Here is a 25,707-nt window from a genome sequence, read left to right on the forward strand (position 1 = left end):
CTCAAGGAGGTATAGCGTGAAGCTGCGGGGCCCTATCGTCATTCCCATTCTGGCCGTCGTCCTCATCGCCCTGGCTTTCGGGCTGTGGTGGATGTTTGGACGCACCGACAAGCTCCCCGATACCATCGTGCGCGGCAACGGCCGTCTCGAGATGACGCGCACCGATATTGCCGCCAAATATCCTGGCCGCCTGATGTCGCTTGACGTCCATGAAGGTGATCTCGTCGGGGCGGGTCAGGTCATCGCCCGGCAGGATGATGTAGACCTCAAAACCCAACTCGCCGGAGCGCTTGCCAAGCGCGAACAGGCAGTATTCGCCCTCATGCGCGCGCAAGGGGAGCTCGCCGCGCGGGACAGTCAGGCTCAGCTCGCCCGCATCGACTGGGTCGAGACCGGCAAGCTGCGGGAGCGTGACATGGTCTCGAACGTCGAGCTGGAGCAGCGTCGCCTGGCCTTGGTTGCTGCGCAAGGTGGCGCCCAGGCGGCGGGCGGCGGTGTCGGCGAGGCACGCTCGGCCATTGCCCAGGCCGACGCCCTGATCGCGCAAACCAGAGCCGGCCTTGCCGACCTGCGGATCATCGCACCGACGCCCGGGCGCGTCGAATATCGGATCGTCGAGCCTGGAACCATGTTGCCACCGGGCGGCAAGATCGTGTCGCTGGTCAATGCCGAGGATGCCTGGCTCACCATCTTCCTGCCCGCTTCGGTCGCCGGCAAGATCAGGATCGGCGACGAGGCACGCATTCTTCCGCAGGGTTTTGGCGACGCCATTCCCGCGCGCGTCAGCTTCGTGGCGCCCGATGCGCAGTTCACGCCAAAATTCGTCGAGACGGCCAGCGAACGCGAGAACCTGTCCTACCGGGTGAAGCTGCAGATCGCGCCTGATCTCGCCCGTGGCCTGGACGGAAGGCTGAAAGCCGGCATGACGGCGGACGGGTTCGTGCGCACCGATACGCGCCAGCCCTGGCCCGACCTCACCAAGATCGACAAATGATCCCGCCCGCTCAGATCCTCCCCGAAGAGGCGATACGGATCGAAAGCCTTTCGCATCGATATGGCGGTATCATCGCCCTGAACGAGGTTTCGCTCTCCCTGCCCAAGGGGAAGACCACCGCGCTGGTCGGGCCCGATGGCGTAGGCAAGTCGACGCTGCTCGGCCTCATATCCGGCGTGAAAAAGCTGCAAACGGGACGTCTTTCGGTTCTCGGCTTCGATCTCACCGAGCGTCGCAAGCGGGAGGAGTTCCTTTCCCGCGTCGCCTATATGCCCCAGGGGCTTGGTCGCAATCTCTACCCGACGCTTTCCGTCCGCGAGAATATCGACTTCTTTGGTCGCCTCTTCGGACTGTCTGCAGTCGAGCGGGAAGCGCATATGCGGCGCTTGCTGGACGCGACGGGGCTTGCACCCTTTCCGGACCGGCCCGCCGGCAAACTTTCGGGCGGCATGAAGCAGAAGCTGGGCCTGTGTTGCTCGCTGGTGCACGATCCGGATCTGCTCATCCTCGACGAACCCACCACGGGGGTAGACCCTCTTTCACGACGGCAGTTCTGGGAACTGGTGGATGCGATGTGCGCGGAGCGGCCGGACATGACCGTGCTGGTCTCCACGGCTTACATGGAAGAGGCAGAGCGCTTTGGCCACCTCGTGGCGATGGACGATGGCAAGGTGATCGCGCAAGGGGATACGCGCGAGATCATGCGTGACGCGGGCGCGGATACGCTCGAAGCCGCCTATGTTCGCCTGCTTCCGCAAGACAAGCGGCCATCGGGCGACGCGCTGGTCGTGCCGGCCTGGCAGGACAAGGGCGAAGCGCCGGCAATCGAGGCGCATGATCTGACGCGGCGCTTTGGTGATTTCGTAGCGGTCGATCATGTGAGCTTTCGCATCGGACGCGGCGAGATATTCGGTTTTCTGGGCTCGAACGGCTGCGGCAAGACCACGACCATGAAGATGCTGACCGGCCTGCTCGATGCGACGGACGGAACGGCCAGCCTTTTCGGGCGGCCGATCGCCCCCGGAGACATGGAGACGCGCATGCGCGTGGGCTATATGTCGCAGGCCTTCTCGCTCTATGAAGAGCTTTCGGTTCGCCAGAACCTGGTCCTTCATGCGCGGCTCTATCGCGTGCCACGCCAGCAGGCAGGCGAACTGGTTTCGGCCGCGCTTGCCCAGTTCGAGCTCGAAGCCCATGCCGATGCCGTTCCCGCCGCTCTGCCGCTCGGCATACGGCAACGCCTGCAACTCGCCGCCGCCTGCCTCCATCGACCCGAGATCCTGATCCTGGACGAGCCCACGTCCGGCGTCGATCCGGCGGCGCGCGACATGTTCTGGCGCCATCTGATCCGCCTCTCGCGCGATGAAGGGGTAACGATCTTCGTCTCCACCCACTTCATGAACGAGGCGGAACGGTGCGACCGCATATCGCTGATGCATCGCGGGCGGGTTCTGGCGGTCGGCGCGCCGACGGAACTCACACAGCGATATGATGCGCAGCGGCTCGAGGATGCTTTTATCGCTGTCCTCGAGAAGGATAATGACGAAGCGCCGACTGCTTCCGCCCATCTGCCGGTCGATGCTTCGGTCGCTTCGTCCACTCCTGCCGCCGGTGCGCGATCGACGGCTCCCGGCCGGCCGCGATTACCAACCGCTGCCGGCAGCTGGCCGGGCTTCGCCTGGGCCTTTGCCCGGCGCGAAGCGACCGAACTCATGCGCGATCGCATCCGGCTCGCCTTCGCGCTGATCGGCCCGATCATCCTGCTGTGCATTGCAGCCTACAGCATTTCCTTCGACGTCCAGAATATCCGCCTTGCCGTTCTCGATCATGACCGCAGTGCCGCCAGCCGTGACCTGCAACTTTATTTTGAAGGGTCACGCTATTTCCGGGTTGAGCCCGAACTTGCGAGCGACGCGGCCGCCGATCAGGCGCTGCGCGAGGCATCGACCAAGATGGTGCTGGACATACCCCCCGGCTTCGGACGCGATCTGACCGCAGGGCGGCGGCCCGCGGTCGACGTGCGGATCGACGGCGCGAGTCCTTTCCCCGCGTCGAACGCCCGCGCTTATGCCGAGGCTGTTCTCCTTCGCTACGCAATGGACCAGTTGCGGTCCGCGCAGCCCTTCGCTGTGCCTGATCTCTCGTCCACAATCGAACCGCGCTTCATCTACAATCAGGAGTTTCGCAGCATCTACGCCATGGCGCCGGGCGTCCTGATGCTCTGCATGATCCTCATTCCCGCGATGCTGACGGCCCTTGGGGTCGTGCGCGAAAAGGAAATCGGCTCGATCACCAATCTCTACGCTTCGCCGGCGAGCCTGGGCGCATTCCTGGTCGGCAAGCAGATGCCCTATGCCCTTCTTGCGATGACCAGTTTCGTGACGCTGATCCTGGTGACTGTCTTCATTTTGGGAGTACCGCTCAAGGGGTCCTTGCCGGCCCTTCTGATCGGCGGGTTCCTCTTCATTCTGTCTGTCACCGGGCTGGGGCTGATGATCTCGGCCTTTGTGCGCTCGCAGGTCGCCGCCATCTTCGCGACATCCCTCATCTGTCTTATTCCGTCGGTGAACTTCTCCGGGCTCCTTTACCCCGTTTCCACCCTGACAGGCCCGAGCCATATCATCGGGCTGACCTTCCCCTCCTCCTGGTTCCAGATCGTCAGTCTCGGCACATTCACCAAGGGTCTGGGCATGGCCAGTTTCGGCCAGGCCTATCTGGCCCTGATGGCGCTCGCATTCCTCTTCGTGGGCGGCGCACGCCTGATGCTGGGAAAGCAGGAGAAATGACGCGCTGGATTCTCAACGTTGCGCTTCTGAGCGGCAAGGAACTGCGCAGTGTCATGAAGGATGTGACGCTGATGGCGCTTATCCTCTTCGCTTTCACCGTGGCGATCCAGCTTGTTGCGAACGGGGTACGCGCAGAGGTCATGAACGCTTCGGTCGCGATCATGGACGAGGATCATTCCGAACTGTCGCGCCGGCTGCGCGATGCCATCCAGCAGCCCTATTTCAAACCACCCGAGGACATCGAGCGATCCGCGATCGGCCCTGCGATGAACAGCGGAAAATATATCTTCGTCATCGAAATCCCGCCCCGCTTCGAAGCCGATACGCTCGCGGGCCGGTCGCCTTCCGTCCAGATTCTCGTCGACGCGACCGCCATGACGCAGGCAGGTCTGGGCGCTGCCTATTTCCAGCAGATATTCGCGCAGGAAACGCTCGACTTCCTCCATGCCCGGGGCCTCCTGGAGGCGCTGCCGGTCCAGGTCGAAAGCCGGATGCATTTCAATCCCAACGCCCAGTCGGCCTGGTATACCTCGGTCATGCAGATCGTCACCAACGTGACGGTGCTCTCGATCATCCTCGTCGGCGCGGCGGTGATCCGTGAGCGTGAGCATGGCACGATCGAGCATCTGCTGGTGATGCCCGTGCGCGCCAGCGAGATCGCCTTCGCCAAGATCCTTGCCAACGGCCTCGTCATCCTGCTGGCCTCGATCGCGTCCCTCTGGTTCGTCGTTCATGGCGTTCTGGGCGTGCCGCTGACCGGATCTCTCCTGCTCTTCACTGCCGCGATGTTTCTCTACCTCTTCTCGGTCACCTCGCTCGGCATGTGGATGGCAACGCTCGCGCCATCCATGCCGCAGTTCGGGCTCTTCGCAGTGCCCGTCTACGCCATCGCTTATCTGCTCTCGGGAGCGGCAACGCCGCTCGAGAGCATGCCCTCGGCGATCCGGACGATTGCGCTATGTCTGCCGACCACCCAGTTCGTCAGCCTCTCCCAGGCGATCCTCTATCGCGGCGCGGGCGTGCGAACGATCCTGCCGGAACTCGCGATCATCTGCGGCTCGGGCGTGTTCTTCGTGGCGATGGCCGTCAGCCGCTTCCGTTCGATGCTCTCAAGGCAGGGCTAAAGGTCATGGATGACATCACCCAGGAAAATCAGAATGCATAGCCAATTGCTTCCTCCATCGCTCGCGCTGCTGCTCACCGCTTGCGCCAGCGTCCCGAACACGCCCGCGCACGCGCCACGCATCACTCCGCCCAATCGCCTGGATGCGGCGGCGGCGAACGACGCGGCAATAACCGGGACAGACCGCTGGTGGACGGCGTGGGGCGATCCCGCTCTTGATGCGCTGGTCGAGAAATCGCTCGAAGCAAACGCCGATATCCGCGCTGCAAAGGCCCATGTCGCCGCCGCGCGTGCGCTAGTCACTGTCGCGGAATCGGCGCTTTATCCTACCGTTGCCGCAAATGGCACAGCGTGGGCCAGTCAGAGCGATGCCGGGATCGATGACAAGTGGCAGGCCATGCTGCCGTCGCTGTCCGGAAACAGCGGCAGTGGATATCTGGTGGGTCTTGGAGCCACCTGGGAGGCTGACCTGTTCGGTGGACGCCATGCCGACGCCGAAATGGCGCGCGCGCTTTCCGAAAGCACCGCACGAACGGCCGATGGCGTCAGGCTCATGGTCGCCGCCGATGTCGTCGAAAATTATCAGCAGCTGCAGGGGCTGAGGCGGCGCCTCGATGTCCTCGATCGCAGCGAGGCTACGGCCAGTCGCCTTGTCGATTATGCGGCCGCCCGGCAGCGGACGGGCGCCGCGACAGCGGCCGATGTCACCCGCGCCCGCAATGGACTGGAGGCGCTGCGCGCCTCCCGCCCGGCCCTCACATCCCTCGTCGATGCGCGCAAGCGGCGACTGGCCGTGCTGGCGGGCGACGTCCCCGAACAGGCGCCGGATATGGTCGCCTCCGCCACTTTTGAGACGCCAGATGCGCCCACCGGGCAACTTCCTTCCGACATTCTTGATCGCCGGCCTGATGTCGCGGCGCGATCATGGCTGGTGAACGCGCGTGCGGCGCGCCTCAAGAGCCTGAAGGCCGATCTGCTTCCGCGCTTCGCCATCCATTTTCTGGGGCAGAACGGGCATATCGAACTGGGCGCCCTGCCGGGCTATGGCGGAACCGGAGGTCTGGTCGGCCTTTCCGCATCGATGCCGCTTTTCAATGCCGGAAGGTTGCAGGCCAGTGTCAAGGCGGGCGATGCCGAACTTGAGGCTGCTCTCGCCAATTATGACCAGGCCATGCTGTCGGCGCTCGAGGAAGTTGAATCCGCTTATGGTTTTCGGGCGGGGCTGGACGAACGCCTGGCCGGGCTTATCCGTACATCCGACATGGCCCGCCGACGCGCCGACCAGCTGGCGATATTGTACGATGCCGGACGCACGCAGTTGGGCGATGTGTTGCAGGCCCGATTGGATGCGCTCTCGGACGAGGACAAGATGGAACAGACCCGCATCGCACAAGGAACGGCAACCGTTCAGCTCTATCGTGCACTGGGGGGCGGCTGGTAAGGTTGCGCCGGGCCGCTCGGCCAGCGTCGAGGTCTGCTTTTCCGCCTTTTGAGGGCCACGCAGATCGACGAACTCAGCTGACCGATCACGACAAAATGCAGGTCGCTGAGTGACGCTGCAGGATCAACCTCATGATGTGACTGGGAAAAATGCGGCCTCGTATCAATTTTCCAGTCATCAATTAGGTGCCAGGCACAGTGGAATAAAATCTAAAGGTCAACTGTGCTATTCCTGCTTTAGAGCTATGAGAGCGCGCATGCGCCGAACAGAATAGGTGAGCCATGAAGGAGTTTCTCGAACGTGCGGCTGATCTGCCCCCACCGAGTGGCCCGATTGGTTTGTTAGTGGATTAAGCCCATCGCCGCCATATCCGGACGGAGGTGGAGCGAAGCGGAACCGGAGGCCGGATATGGCGGTGTCGCCGTTTCCGGTGCCGGCGGTCGGTAGCCCAGGCTGCTGTGAGGGCGAACGGTGTTGTAATGCCGCCGCCATGCCTCGATCAGCACCTTGGCCTCAGCGAGGCTGTAGAAGATCTCGCCGTTGAGCAGTTCGTCGCGAAGCGACCCATTGAAGCTTTCGTTATAGCCATTCTCCCATGGTGATCCCGGGGTGATATAGAGCGTCTTCACGCCGATCTGCCCCAACCATTTCTGGACGGCGGTCGCGATAAACTCGCTACCATTATCGGATCGTATATGCGCTGGTGGCCCACGCGAGATGAACAGGTCAGCCAGCGCCGCCAGCACATCCTCGTGTTTGAGCTGCCGGGCAACGATGAGTGCCAGGCATTCCCTGCTGGCCTCGTCGATGATCGTCAGAATCCGGAACTTGCGGCCATCGTGCGTGCGCCCTTCGACGAAGTCGTAGGCCCACACATGCCCGGGATACTCAGGCCGCAAGCGGATACATGATCCGTCGTTGAGCCACAGGCGTCCCCGTTTGGGCTGACGCAGCGGGACCTTCAGTCCTTCGCGTCGCCATATCCGCTCGACCCGTTTGTGGTTCACCGTCCACCCCGCATGGCATAGCAACGCCGTCACTCGGCGGTAGCCATAGCGGCCATATTGCTTCGCCAGCGCGACGATGTCCTCCGTGAGCGCCTGTTCGTCATCTGCCCCACGCGGCACCTTGCGCTGTGTCGATCGATGCTGCCCCAGCACCCGGCATATCCGTCGCTCGGACACCCGGATCGGCAAATCTCGTCGCAACTGATCGATGCAGCGCCGCCGCCGCGCGGGGCTCAGAAGTTTCCCTTGGCAGCTTCCTGCAAGATCAGCTTGTCCAACGTCAGATCCGAAATCGCCCGGCGTAGCCGCTGGTTCTCTTTCTCCAGATCCTTCATCCGCCTCGCCTGGTCGGTCTTCAGGCCACCATATTCCTTGCGCCAGCGATAGTATGTCTGCTCGCTGACTGCGATCCGGCGGCACGCCTCTGCTGTCGAGGCTCCCTGCGCCAGAACAATCTCAACTTCACGCAGCTTGCCGATAATTTCTTCCGGCTTGTGCTTCTTGCTCGGCATTCATCGTCCCTTTCGTGGTCCAAACTATCATAGTCTCTGGGCCACTCAGCGGGGGGCAGATCATGCTTTGGGTGTCAAATTCATGATCAGCATATATAACGAATAATAGACCAGTCGTCTATATGGCTATGGCGTCACCACCTACGCGGGCTCATCGGCATAGCCAATGGGAGGCATACATGAGCAACGTCGGGCGGCTCGCCGACAATATCGGCAACTTCAACGCTGGCCGGCGCGGAGCGCCCCTGCGTGGCGCAGCGATGCTTCAAGGCATCGTGGTCTGCGGGATATGCGGACACCGCATGGGTCTTCACTCACTCTGCCCATAAGAAGACCCCCGTCTATCACTGCATCGATAGCGAGCAGAGCGGGCACTGCCAGAATGTGCGCAAACCAGGTTGATGCAGAGGTCGAGCGGCTGTTGATCGAAGCTCTGCAACCCGATCGCATCGACCTTGCGCTTGCGGCTCATGAACAGATGAACGGCGAAAACCGGCTCCTGGAACGTCAATGGGCGCTGAATCGGGAGAAGGCGCATTACGAAGCGGAGCGTGCACGCCGACAATATGATGCCGTGGAGTCGGAAAAGCGGCTCGTCGCACGTTCGCTGGAAACGTTGTGGGAAGAGAAAATACGCGAAGCCGACGCGTCGAACAGGATTACGCGCGGTGGCATGTCGAGCAGGTTAACGCCCTGGCCGCCGCCGCGCGAACGCGTATCCTGACCATTGCCGACCCTGTTGCCCGCGTTCTCGAAGCGGGCTGGCATCGACGAACGCAAAGAGATGATGCGGCTCGTGATCGACAGCGTGACGGTCGACAAGAGCCGTGCGCAAGGCCGTATCTGGTTCGCGATCCTGTGGCAGACCGGCGCGCGAACAGAGCATGTGATCATCCGCAATACCGCCAACTATGACGATCTGGCTCACTTCGCACGCATCGAGGAGATGGTGCGAACGCTCAATGCTGTGGGATCACTCGACCGTCAGATCGCGGACGCCCTGACAGCCGAGGGCATCATGAGAAGATCGGCGCTCTGATCTATGCCAACCTCTTCGACAACGAGGGCGAAGACACCTTCTCGCTGATCTGGTCCCGCCCCAACGGCAGGCGCGCCGACTAAGACCCCACGCAAGACCCCGCCACAAGGTCGGGGCCTTGGTCCGTCATGCCTTCACTGTCCGGAGCCGCAGCGAATTGCCGATGACGCTGACGGACGACAGCGCCATCGCGGCAGCAGCGATGATCGGCGACAGCAGCAGCCCAAACGTGGGATAGAGCGCACCGGCCGCAATCGGTACGCCTGCCGCATTGTAGATGAACGCGAAGGCGAGGTTCTGGCGGATGTTGGCCATCGTCGCCTGCGACAGGCGTCGCGCGCGGACAATGCCGGTGAGATCGCCCTTGAGCAGCGTCACGCCCGCACTTTCGATCGCAACGTCGGTCCCCGATCCCATGGCGATACCAACATCGGCGGCGGCAAGCGCCGGCGCGTCATTTACGCCGTCACCCGCCATCGCCACCACCTTGCCCTGCGCCTTCAGGCGCTCGACGACCGCGGCTTTCTGGTCCGGCAGCACATCGGCCTCGACCTCATCGATGCCGAGCTTTCTCGCAACGGCTTCGGCTGTGGTGCGATTGTCACCGGTCAGCATGACGATGCGGATGCCTTCCGCATGCAGGGCCTTCAGTGCCTCAGGCGTGGTCGCCTTGATCGTGTCGGCGATGGCGAAGATGCCGCCGATGGCTTTATCGATGCCGATATAGATGGCGGTTGCGCCGTCGCGGCGTAGCTCATCGGCCTGTGCCGCGAGCGGCGCTGTATCAACCCCATGTTCGGCGAGGAAGGTGGTGCTGCCGAGCACCACATGCCGGCCCTCGACACGACCGATCGCCCCCTTGCCGGTCGGCGAGTCGAAGTCGGCGACATCGGGGATGGTGATCTTTCGCTCGTCGGCAGCCGCCACGATCGCCCGCGCAAGCGGATGCTCGGACGCCTTCTCCACGCCGGCTGCAAGCCGCAGGATGGTCTCCTCGACAAATCGCGGGGCCACGACGATCCGGGTAACGGCCGGTTTGCCTTCGGTAAGCGTCCCGGTTTTGTCGACCACCAGAGTATCGATCTTCTCCATCCGCTCGAGCGCCTCCGCGTTCTTGATCAGAACGCCGGCGGCCGCCCCCTTGCCGATACCCACCATGATCGACATCGGCGTCGCGAGCCCGAGCGCGCAGGGGCAGGCAATGATCAGCACGGAAACGGCCGCGATCAGGCCATGCGCCAGCCGCGGCTCCGGCCCCCATACACCCCAGGCCGCGAAGGCGAGCAGCGCGACGGCGATGACGACCGGCACGAACCAGCCCGACACCTGATCAGCCATGCGCTGGATCGGCGCGCGCGAGCGCTGGGCATCCGCGACCATCTGGACGATGCGGGCGAGCATGGTGTCGCGCCCGACTTTTTCAGCCCGGATGACGAGCGCGCCGGTCTGGTTCAGCGTACCTCCTACGACCGCTTCGCCGACTACACGCGTCACCGGCATGGATTCTCCGGTCACCATCGATTCATCGATCGATGAGCGACCCTGCTCGACCACGCCGTCAACCGGCACGGTTTCACCGGGCCGGACCCTGAGCCGATCACCGATGACGACGGCTTCGACAGGAATATCCTCTTCAGCATTGTTCCGCCCGATCCGCCGGGCGGTTTTCGGCGCGAGATTGAGAAGCGCGCGGATTGCGCCGGAGGTCTGCTCCCGGGCGCGCAGTTCCATGACCTGACCGAGCAGCACCAGCACGGTGATCACGGCCGCGGCCTCATAGTAGACCGCGACCGTGCCATCGGCGCCTCGGAAAGCCTGCGGGTAGAGCTGCGGCGCGAATGTCGCGACGATGCTGTAGCCCCAGGCGACCCCGGTGCCCATCGCGATCAGCGTGAACATGTTGAGGCTGCGGTTGACGATCGACGCCCAGCCACGTTCGAAGAACGGCCATCCGGCCCACAGGACCACCGGCGTCGCCAGCGCGAACTGGATCCAGATCGAGATGCGCATCGGCACCAAATGGTGCAGCGCCGGGATCAGGTGACCGCCCATCTCCAGCAGGAACACGGGCAAGGCGAGCACGAGGCCGATCCAGAAGCGTCGGGTCATATCGGCGAGTTCGGGGCTTGGTCCGGCATCCGCCGCCGCGATCAGCGGCTCCAGCGCCATGCCGCAGATCGGGCAACTACCCGGCGCATCCCGGCGGATTTCCGGATGCATCGGGCATGTCCAGATCGTCCCTTCCGTTGCGGTTGCCGTTACTGCCGCAACGTGGTGATGCTCATGGGTATCAGGTCCATGCGTGTGGCTATGGTGGGAATGATCGCCATGGGCGGCAGCACCCTCATGGTGATGTGCAGCATGCGCTGCCAGTGCCGCATAATGCACGGGGTCGGCGTCGAACTTCGCCTTGCAGCCGGCCGAGCAGAAGACGTAGCGCTCGCCTTCATACTCAGCATTGTGAGCGGTCCTGGCGGGATCGACCACCATGCCGCAGACCGGATCATGGTCGACGTGACCGGACGGCGTTTCGCCGTCCGGCTCATGATGGTGATGATGGCCGTGCGCCCCAGTCACCTCGGCGGCGCGTTCGCTCTTCTGATCGTCGTCGGCCATTCATCACCTTTCACACGCCGCGCGTGCCTTCCGGTCTTTGTTCACTCCTCGATCAGATGGAACTCTTCGAGCAGCTTGGCGATCTCGGTGCCTTCGAGCTTCTTCATCAGCAGCTTGCGCAGGAAGGCCGGCCCGGGAAGATCGATGCCCTTGCCGTCCCGCAGCGGACCGATCGCAGCAAGAAGTGTACGGATATCATAGGTCGAGTTGAAGACCTCGGGCACGCCGCGCTCGACATTCATCAGCGTGTAGACGGCCTCCATCGGGGTTCTCACCGAATATTCCGTGGTGAAGATGCAGTCCCGCTGCTTCGACTCCGCGAACTGGCCGATGAAGGCGAAGTTGACCGCGCCCTCCGGCACCACGTCCGGCCGGTCACCCGCTTGGCGCGGCATGAAGAAGGCGGTAATATAGGGCATCATCGTGGGAACGGTGCTGGCGCCGGATGCCGCGAGTTCGGGAATGTCCTCGACCGGCACGCCGAGGTGATAGAGCCATTCCTGGGTGATCTCCTCACCGGTGCATTCCTGCATCGGCTTCTTCACGAAGTCGCCGGGGCAATCGACAAAGAGCGCGTAGAACCAGGCGATCATCTGATCTTTGGGCTGCTTCTTGAAATGCGGCTGGCGATGAACCGTCCAGCTCAGCAGCCACGCCGAGTCCTTCACCGTGACGATACCGGCGGAGACGATCTTGCCGGTAAAGGGGTTCCGCTTCGTGATCTTCTCGACATAGGCCGGAATGCGGGCGTCGAGGGCAGTGATCGACGCGGAGGCCCATTTCGTCTCCGGGATATGGGCGCCGAATACGTCCGGGCGGCCGAAGGCCGGATCCTTCGCCGCGATCCGCCGCCACAGGTCCCAGGCCGGCGCCGGTCCTTCGTTGAGCTTCGCCGGTGTCCTGTGGTCGCCATTGTCGGAATTCTCGGTCAGCGAGCCGATGGTGATGAAGACGAGATCGTCGGGCCCGAGATCAATGCCGCCTTCGACGCCGCGCTCCTTCCAGTGGATGCGCGTCGCCTGCTTGGAGCCGGGCTGGATGTCGAAATCGACATCGGTGACCTCGACGCCGTAGCGGAATTTAACCCCGTGATCGGTCAGCCACTTCACCAGCGGCAGGACCATCGATTCATACTGGTTGTAGCGATTGAACTTGAGCGAGGAAAAGTCGGCGAGACTGCCGATGTGATGGATGAAGCGGTGCAGGTAGAGCTTCATCTCCAGCGCGGAATGCCATTCCTCGAAGGCGAACATGGTGCGCCAGTAGAGCCAGAAATTGCTCTTGAGGAAGTCCTCGCCGAAGACCTCGTTGATGCGCTTGTTCTCCATCTCCTCCCGCGTCGCAAGGAAGACCGAGAGGAGATCCTTCTGCGCCTTGTCGTTGAGCGTTAGCAGCGCCTTGTCGGGCACGTCCTGACCCTGGTTCTGCGTCGTTCGCTGCAGCGAAAAGTTGGGATCGTCCTTGTTGAGCCGGTAGAACTCGTCGAGCACGCTGGCATCCTCGATCTCCAGCGAGGGGATCGAGCGATAGAGGTCCCACAGGCACTCGAAATGCTCCTCCATCTCGCGGCCGCCGCGAATGACGAAGCCCTTTTCGGGCACGTCCAGACCATCGAGCGCGCCGCCGGGGATTTCCAGCTCTTCCAATATGGTGATGCGGTCGCCGGAAACGCCGCCGTCGCGGATCAGGAAGGCCGCGCCGGCAAGCCCCGCCAGCCCCGAACCGACAAACCAGGCCGTCTTCTTGTCGGCGCCCTCGGGCTTGCGGGGACGCACGAAGGCTTCATAGTTTCCGCTGCTATAGTGCATGGCGAACTCCTGTTCTTCTTGTTGGGATCAGTCTGCGGAGGGCTTGTAGCTGTAGAAGCCTTCGCCCGAGGCGATGCCGAGCCTGCCCTTGTCGATGTAGTTTTCCTTCAGCCAGGCGGCGAGCGACTGAGCATGCTCGTCGCCATGCGAGAGGATGTTGTAGGGGGTGTTCAATCCGATGATGTCGTAGATCTGGAACGGCCCCATCGGCGCGCCGGTGGCGATCCGCCAGACCTTGTCGACATCTTCCGGCTCGGCATAGCCGCCGGCCGCCAGATCGGCGGCCGCGTTCAGGAGCGGCACCAAAAGCGAATTGAGGACGTAACCCGCTTTCTCCTTGCGCACCGGGATCGGCACCATGCCGATGGCGGAGGCGAAGGCGATCAGGGCATCGAACACGGCCGGATCGGTGTCGTCCGTGCCCATCACCTCGGCGGTGTTGAACTTCCAGATGCTGTTGGCGAAGTGCAGCGCCAGAAACCGGTCCGGTCGGCCGGTGTAAGCCTTCAGGCCGCTCGGCAGCAGGGTCGAGCTATTGGTGGCGAAGATCGTCCTGTCCGGCGCGAGCCCCGCCAGTTTCTCGTAGAGCGCCTGCTTGATCGAAAGAACCTCCGGAACCGCCTCGATCACGAGGTCCGCGTCCGCGACGGCCGCGCCGAGATCGCTCAGCAGAGCGATCCGCTTGAGCGCCCCGGCCGCCTTGCCGCCAGCCGCGCCCGACACCTCGTTCGTGTAGGTTTCGACGAGCGCCGCCAGCCGTGCGCGCGCCTGTTCGAGAGCTTCCTCGCTGATGTCGTAGGCGACAACATCGAAGCCGCTATAGGCCGTCTGGAAGGCGATCTGGCTCCCGAGGACTCCCGTGCCGAGAACCGCCACTTTCCTGATATCGCTCATCCAATTTCCTTCTGCGCGGTATCGTCACTTAGAAACGGAGCCGCCACCTCCACCGGGACGCGGGCCAGCTTGCCGGTTTCCCGATCGACCAGGGCCCATTGGGTCAGCGAGGCGACGATCGTCCGGCCGTCTTCGGCATGGAATTCGACACATCGTGCATAGCGGGCACCCCGCGGCGCTCGGACGACCCAGGTGATCGCACTGACCTCGTCTCCCGCCCGGACATTGCCGCGATAGTCGACCTCATGGCGCAGCACGACCGCGACGAACCGGTCGCGATCCTGCGGCCGCGCGGCCGTCAGCCAATGCGCCACCGACACATCCTGAATCCAGGTCACCCAGACCGCATTGTTGACATGGCCGAGTTCGTCGATGTCGGCGTCCCGGGCGCGGAAGCGGATATGGAAGCGCCGATGCTCATCCACCTCGCCGACGAGCGGGTGTCCGTGCTCATCGCAGCCGATGCGTCGACGATCTGACACGATCCCGCTCACGAATACGCCTGCTCCTCATGCGACGAACCCAGTCCTGCCATGGCGCGGAAGAAGCCGACGAGCATCTCGTCGCGCGGCATGGCGCCTTCGACATCGCCCTGCACCGCCAGTCCCATCCAGACCGCGTAAAGACCGATACCGGTCTGCATCGGCGGCAAGGCCGGACGAAGTGCGAAGCGTTGCGTCAGATCGGCGACGAGCTCACCGAACATCCGATAGCAGGCCGCCTTGCCCTCCCGGTGCCGCTCGGCGAAAGCCGGATCGCGCCGGGCATGGAGCTGCAATTCGATCGAGAGCAGTGACCATTGTGCCTCGTCGGCCAACTTCGCGAGCCGCGCGGCCAGCACCTGCAGCGTCGCCTCGATATCGTCGCCGGAGCAGTGCGCGACCAGGTCGCGAAGCAGTGTGACCTCGTCCTGGATATGGCTTTGCAGGATCTCGACCAGCAGATCATCCTTGCTGGCGAAGTTCGAGTAGAAGGCGCCCTGCGAATGCCCTGCGGCGCTGCAGATGTTGCGAATCGACATGGCAGAGACCCCCTCCTCGATAATCGAGGAATGCGCGGCCGCGATCAGCCGGTCCCGCGTCTGGCGCTGCGTGTCCTTGCGCGTAAGCGGCATGGGTTCGTTCTCCAACCAACGGGCGAGACGTGCGAAACCTTTTCGGAGGTTCCGCGTTCTCAGTGAGACCAGATATCAACTGATATCCGAAATCAACGGCGATTTCGACCCGAAATCGTTCCTGGGCAACGAAATCTCAGTGTGAAGGAGCGCTCTTGGCTCAAACCTACATTGGCTATTCTCCGGACGTGGAGGTTCTCGGCAAGGACGAGGAGCGGCTGACCGCCGAGATCCTTGAGATCATGGCGAATACCAACCGCAAGGCGTTCGAACGCCACCGCCATGCGGTGCGCGACGCCCATGCCAAGAGCCACGGGTTCCTCAAGGGCGAACTCGTCGTGCCGGAACTGCCGGAGCATCTGCGTCAGGGGCTTTTCGCTCGCCCGGCCACCTATTCCATGGTGATCCGCCTCTCATCAGCGCCGGGCGACATTCACTCCGACACGATTCCCGCCCCGCGCGGCATGGCGATCAAGGTGATCGGCGTCGAAGGCGAGCGGCTTCTCCCCGAAGACCAGGGCCAAAACCAGGATTTCCTGCTCGTCAACATCCCGACCTTGAGCTTCGGCACGATCGGTAAATATCGCCAGCTCATCAGCCTTCTGGAGAAGAATGCCCAGAACCCGGTCTTTCTCCAGCGAGCGATGGCTGGGGTGGCGCGCGGCGTGGAAGCTGCGGTCGAAGCGGTCGGCGTCGAGCCCGGCGCCACGCTGCGCGGTCTCGCGCGCGACAACGACCATCTGCTTGGCGAGACCTATCACTCGATGGCGGCGATCCGTTTTGGCGATTACATCGCCAAGATCAGCGCCGCGCCGCTTTCCGACAATGTCCGCGCGCTCACCGGCAAGGACGTCGGCACGGTGGAGGATGCCACCATGCGCGATCTGGTTGTCGAGCATTTCCGCGACCAAGGTGCTGAGTATCAACTGCGCGCCCAACTTTGCGCTGATCTCGACAAGATGCCTGTCGAGGACGCGGCGGTGCTCTGGCCCGAAGAGCTGTCGCCACACCAGCCGATCGCCACGCTGCGCATCCCGCCGCAGGACGCCTATTCGCCGGCGCGGCGGGTCTATGGCGATGACGTGCTGTCGTTCAATCCCTGGCACGGTATCCGCGATCATCAGCCGCTCGGATCGATCATGCGGGTGCGCATCGCCGCCTATGAGCGATCCACCCGCTACCGCCATGAGATGAACGCCCAGCCTCGTGTCGAGCCGACAAACATCGACGCCATCCCGGACTGACGCACCGATCGTCACACGCAATCACGAAAGGAGGCCAGCCATGGCCGAAACCGAAGACACCCCGCAGATCGACGAAACCCGCCTTCAAGCCATCCGGCGGCGGATCGAGGAAGTGGCCGGCGACGCGCCGCAGCTCGCCAAGCTCGCCCTTGAGCAGATGGTGACGAAGCACAATCCCGACCTCAAGGGCACGGCGGGCTCGGCTGGCCGTGTCGGCGCCCAGTCCGGCAATGTCTCCGAGCTCACAGCCATCGCAAACTTGAAGCCAGGCGGCGCGGACCGGCTGAAACGCATCTTCGGGCTGGTGAACGGCAATTTCGATGGCGCGCAGAAGGTCGGCACGCTCCACAATATGCGGTTCGTGTTCTTCGACAACGACACACGCATCCTGTTCGCCACCGCCTATGACGGCGACTGGGACACCTATATCAACGACTTCGCCACCAAGATCCCCGACCTGATGGACCTGCTTTTCGCTTCGGTCGAAGGTTGGCCTGGCATCGCAAGCCCCAAGGTCAAGGATTTCATCGCCGAGCATCAGATCACCGCTGCCGGCTGGTTCGTCGCCAACCCGCAGGTGACCGTCGTCGACGTGCGCCGCCTTCAGCGGATGGAGCATGCGGTCAACGAATTCCTGGACAAGGTGGGCTGAGCCATGGCGATCCTTCAGAAACTGAAAGAGCGCTTCCGGCGCGACAGCGTTACGCTCGATCTGCACGACATTCAGGCGCTGATCCTGCGAAGCCGGCCCGAGCCTTATGTCGGTATCCACGCCATGCTCCATTTCGACGAGGCGGAGGGCGCGCGCGATCTTCTCGGCCGGCTCGCGCCCCATATCGCATCTGCCGACAACTGGAGCGAGGATCTTGATTTCTGGATCGGGGCCGCACTCAGCTTCGAGGGGCTGAAGGCGCTCGGCGTTCCCGAAGCGCAGCTCAAGACATTCCCGCTCCCCTTCCAGCAGGGCATGGCCGCACGCGCGGAGCAGCTTCGCGACTTCGGGCCCAACGCGCCTGAAAACTGGGAAGAGGTGTTCAAGCCCGGCAACTGCCATCTCGCGCTGACTATCTACGCCGTGGATGATGCTGCGCTCGATAAGGCGCTGGCGACGGCGCGCACCGAACTCGACCGGAGCAGCGGCGTGACCCTGCTCGGCGAGCATCGTTTCGGCGCGCCGGATGGCGCGAAAAACCCGTTCGGTTTCCGGGATTCGATCTCCCAGCCCGCCGTCGAGGGTAGCGGCGTCGATCCGCTGCCGGGCGAGGAGCGCCCGATCAAGGCGGGCGAGTTCATTCTTGGATATGAAAGCGAGAACGGCCAACCGCTTGGCATGCCCGAGCCCGCCGGGCTGGGCAAGAACGGCACCTTCGTCGTTATGCGCAAGTACAACAGCCGGGTCGGCTGTTTTAACGCCTTCCTCAAGGCGCATGGCGAGACGCCGGAGGAACGCGAGCTATTAGCCGCCAAGATGTTCGGTCGCTGGCGTTCCGGCGCGCCCTTGACGCTGTCGCCCGATCACGACGATCCCGACCTCGGCGCCGACCCGCAGCGCAACAACGACTTCAGCTTCAAGGATGACCCCAAAGGTCGCGTTGTGCCGCTTGGCTGCCATATGCGCCGGCTCAATCCCCGCGACTCCGAGTTGACGCTGCTCACCGACGTCAACATCCACAGGATCATCCGTCGTTCCTCGACCTTCGGGCCGGTCTATTCCGAGGATGTCACGCCGCAGGACGATAAGAAAGGCGATCGCGGCCTGTTCTTCATCTTCATCAGCGCGCGTGCCTATGACACGATCGAGTTCATGCAGCAGGAATGGATCAATCGCGGGAATTTCGTCGACCTTGGCGAAGAGCGCGATCCAATCGTCGGCCTGCATGAGGAGGACGGTCGGTTCACCATCCCGCAGGCGCCCGCGCGCAAGCGCATCGACGGTGTGCAGACTTTCAATGTCATGAAGGGAGGCGAATATCTGTTCATGCCAAGCCTATCGGCGCTTAAGTGGTTGGCAGAACGACGCTAAAGCTATTCACCTGATTGTCGGTTGAGATTTGAAGTGTGCAGAGTGACCCGGAAAGTGCGGGGCTGTGCGGAAGGTTAAGTGAGTGGGAGTTGAGTTTCGGCAAGGCTGGGGATGGTTGGTCCTTGTGGCGCTTACGATTTCGACGACCGGCGATGAAATCACGTTGCTGACGTTGATGTTCCGCACTGCCGAGAACGCATCCGGCTATGCGGTGCCGACGCTGCTGACCGCGGAGCTGCTACCCGGTCTGATCGCCGCACCCTGGGCGGGCCGCTTGATCGACCGCCGGGAGGCGGCCCGCATTCTGGTCATGGTGTCAGTTCTGCAAGCGGGCGTGATAGCATTTATCGCCTATTATCCCATGTTCACGCTCGCCGGGGCCGCGCTGTTGAGCGTGCTGTTCACGATCAGCAGCGCCGCAACATTCGCGTTGATTCCAGTGCTGGCAAGCGGCTTGGAATGACCTCGCACTCGCCAATTCCCTTATGGAAATGGTTCGCAGCCTTGGAATGCTCGCTGGTCCAGTCGCTGGGGGCGTACTGGTGGGATGGATCGGATCGCGCAATGCGCTTTTAGCCGATGCCGCCAGTTTTGCCCTTTTGGCCCTCGTCGTGATGGCGAGCAGGCTTCGCCGCAAGCCACAACGGGACGATCAGGAGGAAGAGACCCTGTTCGCGGACTACCTGCCGCTGCTCCGCAATCGACGGTTGATGGTGGTTACGGGTGCGCTCAGCCTCGAAGTGTTTGCGACCGCCATAGCCGACGTTGCTTTCGTGTTTCTCGTGATGGTGACGCTGGGAGCGGGCCGACCGCGTTTGGAATGCTGACGGCACTATGGGCGGTTGGGATGTTGATCGGCGCTGGGCTGGCCGAAAGGGTTATTGGCCATAGGGTCGGACTGGCGGCGTTCGGCACGGCCGCTGTCATGGGCGCGACCATGCTGTGGATCGGCCTTGCGCCGATCGGGCTGGCAATCGTTGCCGTCGCCTTCATCCTAGGCGGCGGCGCAAACAGCATCCACAACGTCGCTGTCCGAACCTTGTTCCAGTCGGAATGCCCGCCCGCCGATCATGGCAAGGTCGCCGCGATCTATGGTGCGGTGACACGCACCGCCGTAATCGGCGGCTATGTTGCTGGCGGCTGCTTTTTTGTGCCGAATGATGCGCCAACCGCCTATCTCGTGGGCGGCCTGCTGGGCGTTGTCGCGGGCTTAGTCGGATGGCGGATATTCAATCGTAGATGGAGCGCAGCACCAATCAAAGCATCGACGCGCCAAGATTGACCTGATTGTCGTGCCCATCCGCTAACGGCTATACCAATCAGGTGGCGTGATTGAGGCGCGGTGCGGAACGGACACGATAGCGACGCCCTAATGATGTAAGGCAGAAAATATATGACCTTTCAGTTTGATCCATCATTCGATGCAGAATCACTCCACATGCCGGGAGATTCTTTGATCGAATTAGACCAGATAGAGAGTTCATTAAGAATATTGCTGCCGTCTGAGCTTCGTGACTTATTTATTGAATTCGGATCAGCGATAGTTTTCAATAATGATGTTGAATTTCCTGCGGAAAAATGCGCCTATTCCGACGATTCAGGAAGAATTGGCGTTTCAGTTATATATGGCCCTGTTGACGGAAGCTTAGGAATAATTCGCATAAACGAACAATTATCCATGCAGATTCCAAAAACATCTGTGGTTTTTGCGGAAATCGGTCTGGGTAATATGCTGTTAATTGACAGAATTGATGGAAAGATATCCGTATGGCTGCACGATGAAGCTCTGCCTTCTAGGGCGATAACCCCCGTATACGACAGCTTTCATGACTTTATCGATGCACTGGTAGCCTTCGATCCTCCTCCCCTGCCCAGTTTAAAGGAATTGGGATTGGACTTGAAAGCGATGGGGATAGAAGAGGAGTAGCTAGAGGTTACGGTTCGGCGCTGACGGAAACCACACGATAACCGATAGCCTAACTATCTAAATTAACGTGGCTTTTCCTGCCTTCTGGCGGTCGCCAGCATCTCACGGCGAAGTATGGCGTTCATGCGGGCTTGGTAGCCCTTACCCTGCGATTTGAGCCAGGCGAGCACATCAGCATCAAGGCGTGCCGTCACCTGCTGCTTGATGGGCTTATAGAAGCGCCCACGCTGCCCGTTCCGCCAGAAATCCTCTGTCAGCGCCGGAGAGTCGCTATAGTCGATCCCGCTATCCGGCATCGCCTGCAGGGCATCCAGTTCGGCCTGTTGCGCTTCGGTCAACGGCGGCAGATTGTCCGGATCGAGTTGGAAACGGACGGTATCAGCGTCTTTCTTCTTCATAACGTCGCCTTTCCGTTCGATCGGCCTTTCGAGCCGAAATCCACATACTCGCCGTCATCGTCTTGCTCGACGACAGTGTGGGCCACGAGGAGGAGCAGATGCCCTTCCACGAGGCCCAAGGTTTGCCATCGTCGCTCGCCACCTTCGATCCGATCCTGATCGCTCAGCGCGAAAGGATCTGTGAACGCACGAGTAGCGATCGCAAAGCTGACGCCGTGCTTCTTCAGATTGCTCTCGGCTTTGGCCGGGTGCCAGGAGAAGCGCATGGATGGCATTACGGAAATATAATTATGTTTTTGTCGTTACGCAAGGCGCGGCGGTTTGAGCCATCCGGCCCGCGCGAGCGTATCTGCGAGGGTCGATCGGGGCACGTTGAACGTGCGGCTGATCGACGACTTGCTAGCGCCACCGGCAAGGGCGGCGGTGATCTGATCGAGCTTTTCCGCATCGATCGTTCGCGGGCAGCCACCGTAGCGCCCGCGCCGTCTGGCGGCCGCAAGGCCTGCCATGATGCGCTCGCGCGTCAATGCCCGTTCATACTGGGCCAGCGCGCCGAACAGCGAAAACAGCAGCTCGCCATGCGGCGTTCCCGTGTCCATCTGCTCGGTCAATGACCGGAATGACACGTCACGCTCCCTGAGATCGGTCAGGATCGACAGCAAATGCGGCAGGGAGCGGCCGAGCCGATCCAGTTTCCACACGACCAGCGTATCGCCGGCTGCGAGATATTCGAGGCAGGCCCGCAGGCTCGCCCGGTCCTCGCGAGCGCCGGATGCCTTGTCGGAATAGAGATGCCGGCTATCGACGCCGGCTGCGATCAGCGCATCGCGCTGAAGATCGACCGATTGCCGGTCATCTGTGGAAGAGACGCGCATGTAGCCTATAAGCATGTCGGAAAACCCCTGATAGCTTGTTGTGGGACAGTCCTCCTTTCCGGCAGAGTTTATCGGACGCTACGGATTTTGGGCGTGCGTAGATTGCTGGAATTTCCGGGGGGATGCCTGCTAGCGGCGGAATGTGTCGTCGGGCGCATCAGGCGGGGCGCTTATCGTGTGATTTCCATTAGGTTAATCTGTTCGTGCAGCCGCTGCCGCAGCGGACCGTCTTCTGGCCGCGACGATCAATAACGGATTATCCGCCTGCTTACGCTGACCAAGTCGCATGCCCGTCGCCGAATTGATCCCGTGGCGGCTGCACACATCGCTGTCGCCATGCCCGCTTCCTGCTCCGCGCCTCTTCAATTTATCGTAGAAGCTTTTGATGTGTCTTATTAAAATCCTTGGCTTGCCGCTCTCGGTCAGACGATGATTGGACGGATTTCAGTTCACTTTCGTCCATATCTGCGATTTGCACATGATCCGCCCTGTCAGGCACCCCTTTCCCTCCATCCGCCGATCGTCGAGCGTGGTGATTGTTCCAGAGAAGGTTTGGCCGATGTCGGGTACAAAAACACTGCCGCGCCACACGCCCTTCTTTTCAGGAACAAAATCGCGAAACAGGATCAGACCTACCAGATCGTTTGTCCCGCCGCGCCGCGCATCCGCCTTGGCTTTGTCACTTGCCCAGACCACGACCCCGCACATTCTGCTTCCGCACGGCTGGGCTCGCACATGTACGCTGTCCTGCGGATTCTTCCACACTCCGAAAGAAGCGCGCTGTGCCTCGACGGACGCAGATGTTGCAAGTAGCAGCATGGCTGCCAATACGAAACTGAACCTCATCGCCATTCTTCCTCAAGGCCGGATCATCATTTGCGCGACATTTTCCGCGATCGCCATGGTAGGCGCGTTAGTGTTGCCCGACACGATCGACGGCATGATCGATGCATCGACCACGCGCAAACCGTCAATGCCACGTACACGGGCTGCCGGATCGACCACGGATGCCGAGTCACTGCCCATGCGGCATGTTCCTACCGGATGATAGATTGTTTCAGCGCGCGCGCGGATGTCGTCGATCAGAGCCTCGTCGGTCTGGACCGCGGGTCCCGGTCGCACCTCCTCGCGCAAGTGACGGGCGAGCGCCGGCGCATGAAGGAGCTTGCGGGCTAGCTTCGCGCCATTCAGCAAGACGCCCACATCATCGGGATGACTGAGATAATTGCCCTCTATGCGCGGATGAGCCGTGGGATCGGCGATCTTGAGCCCGATCCTGCCGCGGCTCTTCGGTAGAAGGTCGCAGACATGCACGGTCATTCCGTAGCCGAAGGCTGTCTTGCGGCCATGGTCACGCAGGATCGCCGGCAGGAAATGGAATTGAAGATTGGGCCGCTCCCGGCCGGCGTCGGATTTGAGGAAAGCGCCGCCCTCCGAGGCATTTGACGTCAATTCGCCTTCATGATGAAGGAAATAGCTCCATGCGCCGCGTATCGCACGAGGCAGGAAACTGGGCGCCACCCCAAATCCTTCGCGATCGGCCGTGGTTGCCACAGCCGTATAGTCGAGGTGATCGGCGAGATTGGCTCCGACTTCGGGCGCATCCAGAACGATCTCTATGCCATGCTGCCTGAGTTCGCTCGCCGGGCCGACGCCCGACAGCATCAGAATCTGCGGCGAATTGACCGCGCCAGCCGAAAGGATCACCTCTCCACCGGGGCGCAGCAGCAGGTCCCGGCCGCCGACGCGGACCCCGATGGCGCGACGGTCCTTGAACAGTATCCGTTCGACGAGGCCGTTCGTTTCGATGGCGAGATTCTTGCGCGAGCGAGCCGGATCGAGAAACGCTCGCGCCGTGCTGAACCGTTGCCCGTCTTTCTGGGTCACCTGATAGACACCAAAGCCTTCCTGGCTCACGCCATTGAAGTCGGGATTTCGCGGGTAGTGCAGTTCCACCCCAGCTTCGACGAAGTCTTCCGTAAGTGGGTTCACTCGCCCAAGATTGGAGACGCAAAGTGGCCCGGCATTGCCATGATGCTCGTCGTGGATAGCCTGATTGTTTTCGAGCGCGATAAAAAGCTCGCGCATGCGCGGCCAGTCCCAGTCAGCTCCGGCGGCCGCCCCCCAGCCCTCATAGTCCGCCCGATCGCCGCGAATGTAGACCATTGCATTGATCGAGCTGCTGCCACCCAGCGTCTTGCCGCGCGGCCAATAGAGCCGCCGGTTGTTAAGGTGAGGCTCGACTTCGGTCTCACAGTTCCAGTTCACCCATCCCGTGCGGGCAATGACGCTGACGCCAAGCGGCATGTGAATGAAGGGATTGCGATCGCGCGGCCCCGCCTCGATGAGGCAGACAGCTTTATCCGAATCAGCAGAAAGGCGGTTGGCCATGACGCAGCCGGCCGAGCCGCCGCCAATGATGATATAGTCGTACATGGATTTACCCCAGAAAGCGTTTGGCAAGTCGGATCAGACGCGCTGCCCGGCCCGAATAGGGAGGAAAGACGAGAGGCAGAGCGGAGAAGCGGTTCTGGAGAACGGCGCGCTCATGACTGAAAGTCCGGAACCCGTGATGGCCATGTGCCGCCCCGATCCCGGAATTGTTCACACCGCCGAACGGCAGATGATCGTGGACGTATTGGACGATGGTAAGGTTGACGCCTGCACTGCCGGAAGTCGTGGCCGCCAGGATATGATCCACTCTCGCCCGGTCACGATCGAACACATAAAGCGCCAGCGGCTTGGGTCTTGCGTTGATCCGACCGATCACGGTTTCAATGTCATCATAGGTCAGGACCGGCAGGACGGGACCGAATATCTCCTCATGGTCGATCGCCGCCTCGGGAGCGATCGCCTCCAGCACTGTGGGCGCCAGCGCCCTTCCCTGCCTTTCGCCGCCGACAATGATCCGCCCGCCCGTGGCCAGGGCATCCGCAATCAGGCCCCCCAGTCTGTCCGCATGGCGATCATTGACGATCCTTGCGAGATAGGGGCTCGTCATGCCCGAACCATAAGCGGCGGCGATCCGGCGGCGCAGCGCTTCCACGAACCGGTCGCGGATCGAAGCGTGGACGAACACATGATCGGGCGCGATGCAGGTTTGACCGGCATTGGAGAATTTGCCGAAGGCGATCCAACTGGCGGCCGTCTCTATGTCGGCATCCGGTCCCACGATCGTGGGCGACTTGCCACCCAGTTCCAGCGTAACGGAGGTCAGGTGGCGGGAGGCTGCCTGCATTACGACTTTCCCGACCTCGGGGCTGCCGGTGAAGAAGATATGATCGAAGGGCAGCGCGAGCAGGGCCTGAGACATCTCCTTCCCGCCGAGGGCGACGGTAACCAAGTCTGGCGGAAATGTGTCGGCGATCAGCCGCGCGATGACGCCCGAGGTAGCAGGTGTCATCTCCGAAGGCTTCAGGATAGCGCTGTTGCCGGCAGCAAGGCAGGAGACAAGCGGCCCCAGGCAGAGATTGAATGGGTAATTCCAGGGCGCGATGATAAGGCACACGCCGCGTGGCTGCGGCACGATCCGTCCGGCCGTGCCGAAACCGATCAATGTCGGTCCGACATGGACTGGCCGCATCCATCGGCGCAGATTACGACGGCTGTGGCGGATTTCCTGCATGACCGGAAGAATTTCCGTCAGAAACACTTCGGCCTCCGGCTTGCCGAAGTCGGTCGCCATGGCCTGGACGATCTCCCCTTCGAACTTTCGTATGGCAGCCGCGAGGCGCGCCAGCGCAGCGCGTCTTTCAGCAAGGCCAAAGCGCATCCGGCGCTCGTCCGACATTGCCTTTTGCGCGGTGAAGAGCATTTCCACCGGGCGGCCATCACAGGGTTCCTGCGAAATCGAATGGCTCTCTTCAATCATTTCATTCTCGTCGAAAACATGACCTTCGCGCGAGT

26 protein-coding genes are annotated in these 25,707 nt (G+C 62.0%); 14 read left to right on the forward strand and 12 right to left on the reverse strand.

Translation table 11 applies throughout. The features are described 5' to 3' along the window. Nucleotides 1–16 precede the first annotated feature (16 nt). The 4 genes from VHN57_RS25465 to VHN57_RS25480 are packed head-to-tail and all read left to right on the forward strand — an operon-like array spanning nucleotide 17 to nucleotide 6,344. Nucleotides 17–994, forward strand: coding sequence for an HlyD family secretion protein (locus VHN57_RS25465; protein WP_126000035.1), 978 nt, complete (start codon nucleotides 17–19; stop codon nucleotides 992–994). Continuing rightward, a complete protein-coding gene (rbbA, locus tag VHN57_RS25470; RefSeq protein ID WP_017503205.1) occupies nucleotides 991–3,780 on the forward strand; it encodes a ribosome-associated ATPase/putative transporter RbbA in 2,790 nt (929 codons plus the stop codon). Before VHN57_RS25465 ends, rbbA begins: the two co-directional genes overlap by 4 nt. Then, nucleotides 3,777–4,904: an ABC transporter permease gene (locus VHN57_RS25475; protein WP_017503204.1), complete on the forward strand. Its 1,128-nt coding sequence runs from the start codon at nucleotides 3,777–3,779 to the stop codon at nucleotides 4,902–4,904. Before rbbA ends, VHN57_RS25475 begins: the two co-directional genes overlap by 4 nt. A 33-nt stretch (nucleotides 4,905–4,937) precedes the next feature. Then, nucleotides 4,938–6,344: an efflux transporter outer membrane subunit gene (locus VHN57_RS25480; protein ID WP_048939165.1), complete on the forward strand. Its 1,407-nt coding sequence runs from the start codon at nucleotides 4,938–4,940 to the stop codon at nucleotides 6,342–6,344. Between the two features lie 341 nt (nucleotides 6,345–6,685). Here the strand turns inward: VHN57_RS25480 and VHN57_RS25485 are convergent. Beyond that, a protein-coding gene (locus VHN57_RS25485; protein WP_120249841.1) for an IS3 family transposase occupies nucleotides 6,686–7,863 on the reverse strand; the annotation gives its coding sequence in 2 pieces (ribosomal slippage) (nucleotides 6,686–7,599 and nucleotides 7,599–7,863; 1,179 coding nt in all). A gap of 382 nt (nucleotides 7,864–8,245) precedes the next feature. On the opposite strand from VHN57_RS25485, the gene VHN57_RS25490 reads away from it, so the two are divergent. Together VHN57_RS25490 and VHN57_RS25495 are read left to right on the forward strand one after the other, a co-directional pair. Continuing rightward, nucleotides 8,246–8,587, forward strand: a complete 342-nt coding sequence (locus tag VHN57_RS25490; RefSeq protein ID WP_017503234.1) for a hypothetical protein — start codon at nucleotides 8,246–8,248, stop codon at nucleotides 8,585–8,587. Nucleotides 8,588–8,590: 3 nt separating this feature from the next. Then, on the forward strand, nucleotides 8,591–8,902 hold the full coding sequence (locus tag VHN57_RS25495; RefSeq protein ID WP_099232143.1) for a hypothetical protein: 312 nt from the start codon (nucleotides 8,591–8,593) through the stop codon (nucleotides 8,900–8,902). Between the two features lie 126 nt (nucleotides 8,903–9,028). Here VHN57_RS25495 and VHN57_RS25505 read toward each other — a convergent pair whose 3' ends face one another. Genes VHN57_RS25505 through VHN57_RS25520 form a run of 4 tightly spaced genes read right to left on the reverse strand, consistent with a single transcriptional unit; the run spans nucleotide 9,029 to nucleotide 14,621 of the window. Then, nucleotides 9,029–11,518, reverse strand: a complete 2,490-nt coding sequence (locus VHN57_RS25505) for a heavy metal translocating P-type ATPase (protein WP_017503236.1) — start codon at nucleotides 11,516–11,518, stop codon at nucleotides 9,029–9,031. A gap of 41 nt (nucleotides 11,519–11,559) precedes the next feature. Continuing rightward, nucleotides 11,560–13,326, reverse strand: a complete 1,767-nt coding sequence (locus tag VHN57_RS25510; RefSeq protein WP_017503237.1) for an oleate hydratase — start codon at nucleotides 13,324–13,326, stop codon at nucleotides 11,560–11,562. A gap of 27 nt (nucleotides 13,327–13,353) precedes the next feature. After that, nucleotides 13,354–14,220, reverse strand: coding sequence for a 3-hydroxyacyl-CoA dehydrogenase (locus tag VHN57_RS25515; protein ID WP_017503238.1), 867 nt, complete (start codon nucleotides 14,218–14,220; stop codon nucleotides 13,354–13,356). Then, on the reverse strand, nucleotides 14,217–14,621 hold the full coding sequence (locus tag VHN57_RS25520) for an acyl-CoA thioesterase (RefSeq protein ID WP_036526801.1): 405 nt from the start codon (nucleotides 14,619–14,621) through the stop codon (nucleotides 14,217–14,219). The genes VHN57_RS25515 and VHN57_RS25520 overlap by 4 nt, the downstream gene beginning before the upstream one ends. Between VHN57_RS25520 and VHN57_RS25525 the strand changes: the two genes are divergently transcribed. Continuing rightward, nucleotides 14,577–14,699, forward strand: a complete 123-nt coding sequence (locus VHN57_RS25525) for a hypothetical protein (protein WP_268812428.1) — start codon at nucleotides 14,577–14,579, stop codon at nucleotides 14,697–14,699. The genes VHN57_RS25520 and VHN57_RS25525 overlap by 45 nt on opposite strands. Nucleotides 14,700–14,710: 11 nt before the next feature. On the opposite strand, the gene VHN57_RS25530 is transcribed toward VHN57_RS25525, so the two are convergent. Continuing rightward, complete coding sequence (locus VHN57_RS25530) at nucleotides 14,711–15,334, reverse strand: TetR/AcrR family transcriptional regulator (RefSeq protein ID WP_017503240.1); 624 nt, start codon at nucleotides 15,332–15,334, stop codon at nucleotides 14,711–14,713. A 155-nt stretch (nucleotides 15,335–15,489) separates the two neighbouring features. Here VHN57_RS25530 and VHN57_RS25535 point away from each other — a divergent pair, with 155 nt between their 5' ends. From VHN57_RS25535 to VHN57_RS25565, 7 genes are all read left to right on the forward strand, one after another. Next, nucleotides 15,490–16,578, forward strand: coding sequence for a catalase family protein (locus tag VHN57_RS25535; protein WP_026109628.1), 1,089 nt, complete (start codon nucleotides 15,490–15,492; stop codon nucleotides 16,576–16,578). 40 nt (nucleotides 16,579–16,618) lie between these two features. Continuing rightward, on the forward strand, nucleotides 16,619–17,230 hold the full coding sequence (locus tag VHN57_RS25540; protein ID WP_017503242.1) for a hypothetical protein: 612 nt from the start codon (nucleotides 16,619–16,621) through the stop codon (nucleotides 17,228–17,230). A 3-nt stretch (nucleotides 17,231–17,233) separates the two neighbouring features. Further along, nucleotides 17,234–18,601 carry a Dyp-type peroxidase gene (locus tag VHN57_RS25545; protein WP_017503243.1) on the forward strand — a complete coding sequence of 456 codons (1,368 nt, stop codon included), beginning with the start codon at nucleotides 17,234–17,236 and terminating at the stop codon, nucleotides 18,599–18,601. Between the two features lie 124 nt (nucleotides 18,602–18,725). Further along, nucleotides 18,726–19,064: a hypothetical protein gene (locus VHN57_RS25550; protein ID WP_017503244.1), complete on the forward strand. Its 339-nt coding sequence runs from the start codon at nucleotides 18,726–18,728 to the stop codon at nucleotides 19,062–19,064. 28 nt (nucleotides 19,065–19,092) lie between these two features. After that, nucleotides 19,093–19,428 (forward strand): MFS transporter, encoded by a 336-nt coding sequence (locus tag VHN57_RS25555; RefSeq protein WP_234831925.1) that lies wholly within the window; start codon nucleotides 19,093–19,095, stop codon nucleotides 19,426–19,428. A gap of 20 nt (nucleotides 19,429–19,448) precedes the next feature. Beyond that, on the forward strand, nucleotides 19,449–19,883 hold the full coding sequence (locus VHN57_RS25560; RefSeq protein ID WP_232313827.1) for an MFS transporter: 435 nt from the start codon (nucleotides 19,449–19,451) through the stop codon (nucleotides 19,881–19,883). A 111-nt stretch (nucleotides 19,884–19,994) separates the two neighbouring features. Continuing rightward, on the forward strand, nucleotides 19,995–20,528 hold the full coding sequence (locus VHN57_RS25565) for an SMI1/KNR4 family protein (RefSeq protein ID WP_084439161.1): 534 nt from the start codon (nucleotides 19,995–19,997) through the stop codon (nucleotides 20,526–20,528). 62 nt (nucleotides 20,529–20,590) lie between these two features. On the opposite strand, the gene VHN57_RS25570 is transcribed toward VHN57_RS25565, so the two are convergent. The 6 genes from VHN57_RS25570 to VHN57_RS25595 form a co-directional block, all read right to left on the reverse strand. After that, nucleotides 20,591–20,926, reverse strand: coding sequence for a BrnA antitoxin family protein (locus VHN57_RS25570; protein WP_004206995.1), 336 nt, complete (start codon nucleotides 20,924–20,926; stop codon nucleotides 20,591–20,593). Further along, entirely contained in the window at nucleotides 20,923–21,192 is a 270-nt protein-coding gene (locus VHN57_RS25575; protein ID WP_232313826.1) for a BrnT family toxin, read from the reverse strand. The genes VHN57_RS25570 and VHN57_RS25575 overlap by 4 nt, the downstream gene beginning before the upstream one ends. A 36-nt stretch (nucleotides 21,193–21,228) precedes the next feature. Beyond that, entirely contained in the window at nucleotides 21,229–21,816 is a 588-nt protein-coding gene (locus tag VHN57_RS25580; protein WP_004206998.1) for a recombinase family protein, read from the reverse strand. Nucleotides 21,817–22,245: 429 nt separating this feature from the next. Next, nucleotides 22,246–22,647: a DUF2147 domain-containing protein gene (locus VHN57_RS25585; RefSeq protein WP_066861607.1), complete on the reverse strand. Its 402-nt coding sequence runs from the start codon at nucleotides 22,645–22,647 to the stop codon at nucleotides 22,246–22,248. A gap of 12 nt (nucleotides 22,648–22,659) precedes the next feature. Next, complete coding sequence (locus VHN57_RS25590; protein ID WP_069335613.1) at nucleotides 22,660–24,237, reverse strand: GMC family oxidoreductase; 1,578 nt, start codon at nucleotides 24,235–24,237, stop codon at nucleotides 22,660–22,662. 4 nt (nucleotides 24,238–24,241) lie between these two features. After that, nucleotides 24,242–25,615 (reverse strand): aldehyde dehydrogenase family protein, encoded by a 1,374-nt coding sequence (locus tag VHN57_RS25595; protein WP_277788685.1) that lies wholly within the window; start codon nucleotides 25,613–25,615, stop codon nucleotides 24,242–24,244. Between the last annotated feature and the right edge of the window lie 92 nt (nucleotides 25,616–25,707).

Origin of the sequence: Sphingobium salicis subsp. salicis (assembly GCF_049472635.1) — a bacterium.
GTDB classification, from domain to species: Bacteria; Pseudomonadota; Alphaproteobacteria; order Sphingomonadales; family Sphingomonadaceae; genus Sphingobium; species Sphingobium yanoikuyae_A.

Excerpts from the sequence above, each read along its gene's own strand:
- VHN57_RS25540 (WP_017503242.1), top strand. The coding sequence starts at position 16,619 with ATGGCCGAAACCGAAGACACCCCGCAGATCGACGAAACCCGCCTTCAA.
- VHN57_RS25530 (WP_017503240.1), bottom strand. The coding sequence starts at position 15,334 with ATGCCGCTTACGCGCAAGGACACGCAGCGCCAGACGCGGGACCGGCTG.
- VHN57_RS25490 (WP_017503234.1), top strand. The coding sequence starts at position 8,246 with ATGTGCGCAAACCAGGTTGATGCAGAGGTCGAGCGGCTGTTGATCGAA.
- VHN57_RS25510 (WP_017503237.1), bottom strand. The coding sequence starts at position 13,326 with ATGCACTATAGCAGCGGAAACTATGAAGCCTTCGTGCGTCCCCGCAAG.
- VHN57_RS25525 (WP_268812428.1), top strand. The coding sequence starts at position 14,577 with ATGGCCGAGTTCGTCGATGTCGGCGTCCCGGGCGCGGAAGCGGATATG.
- VHN57_RS25505 (WP_017503236.1), bottom strand. The coding sequence starts at position 11,518 with ATGGCCGACGACGATCAGAAGAGCGAACGCGCCGCCGAGGTGACTGGG.
- VHN57_RS25545 (WP_017503243.1), top strand. The coding sequence starts at position 17,234 with ATGGCGATCCTTCAGAAACTGAAAGAGCGCTTCCGGCGCGACAGCGTT.
- VHN57_RS25580 (WP_004206998.1), bottom strand. The coding sequence starts at position 21,816 with ATGCTTATAGGCTACATGCGCGTCTCTTCCACAGATGACCGGCAATCG.
- VHN57_RS25475 (WP_017503204.1), top strand. The coding sequence starts at position 3,777 with ATGACGCGCTGGATTCTCAACGTTGCGCTTCTGAGCGGCAAGGAACTG.
- VHN57_RS25480 (WP_048939165.1), top strand. The coding sequence starts at position 4,938 with ATGCATAGCCAATTGCTTCCTCCATCGCTCGCGCTGCTGCTCACCGCT.
- VHN57_RS25555 (WP_234831925.1), top strand. The coding sequence starts at position 19,093 with ATGGTTCGCAGCCTTGGAATGCTCGCTGGTCCAGTCGCTGGGGGCGTA.
- rbbA (WP_017503205.1), top strand. The coding sequence starts at position 991 with ATGATCCCGCCCGCTCAGATCCTCCCCGAAGAGGCGATACGGATCGAA.
- VHN57_RS25595 (WP_277788685.1), bottom strand. The coding sequence starts at position 25,615 with ATGCTCTTCACCGCGCAAAAGGCAATGTCGGACGAGCGCCGGATGCGC.
- VHN57_RS25585 (WP_066861607.1), bottom strand. The coding sequence starts at position 22,647 with ATGAGGTTCAGTTTCGTATTGGCAGCCATGCTGCTACTTGCAACATCT.
- VHN57_RS25565 (WP_084439161.1), top strand. The coding sequence starts at position 19,995 with ATGACCTTTCAGTTTGATCCATCATTCGATGCAGAATCACTCCACATG.
- VHN57_RS25570 (WP_004206995.1), bottom strand. The coding sequence starts at position 20,926 with ATGAAGAAGAAAGACGCTGATACCGTCCGTTTCCAACTCGATCCGGAC.
- VHN57_RS25590 (WP_069335613.1), bottom strand. The coding sequence starts at position 24,237 with ATGTACGACTATATCATCATTGGCGGCGGCTCGGCCGGCTGCGTCATG.
- VHN57_RS25575 (WP_232313826.1), bottom strand. The coding sequence starts at position 21,192 with ATGCGCTTCTCCTGGCACCCGGCCAAAGCCGAGAGCAATCTGAAGAAG.
- VHN57_RS25560 (WP_232313827.1), top strand. The coding sequence starts at position 19,449 with ATGTTGATCGGCGCTGGGCTGGCCGAAAGGGTTATTGGCCATAGGGTC.
- VHN57_RS25515 (WP_017503238.1), bottom strand. The coding sequence starts at position 14,220 with ATGAGCGATATCAGGAAAGTGGCGGTTCTCGGCACGGGAGTCCTCGGG.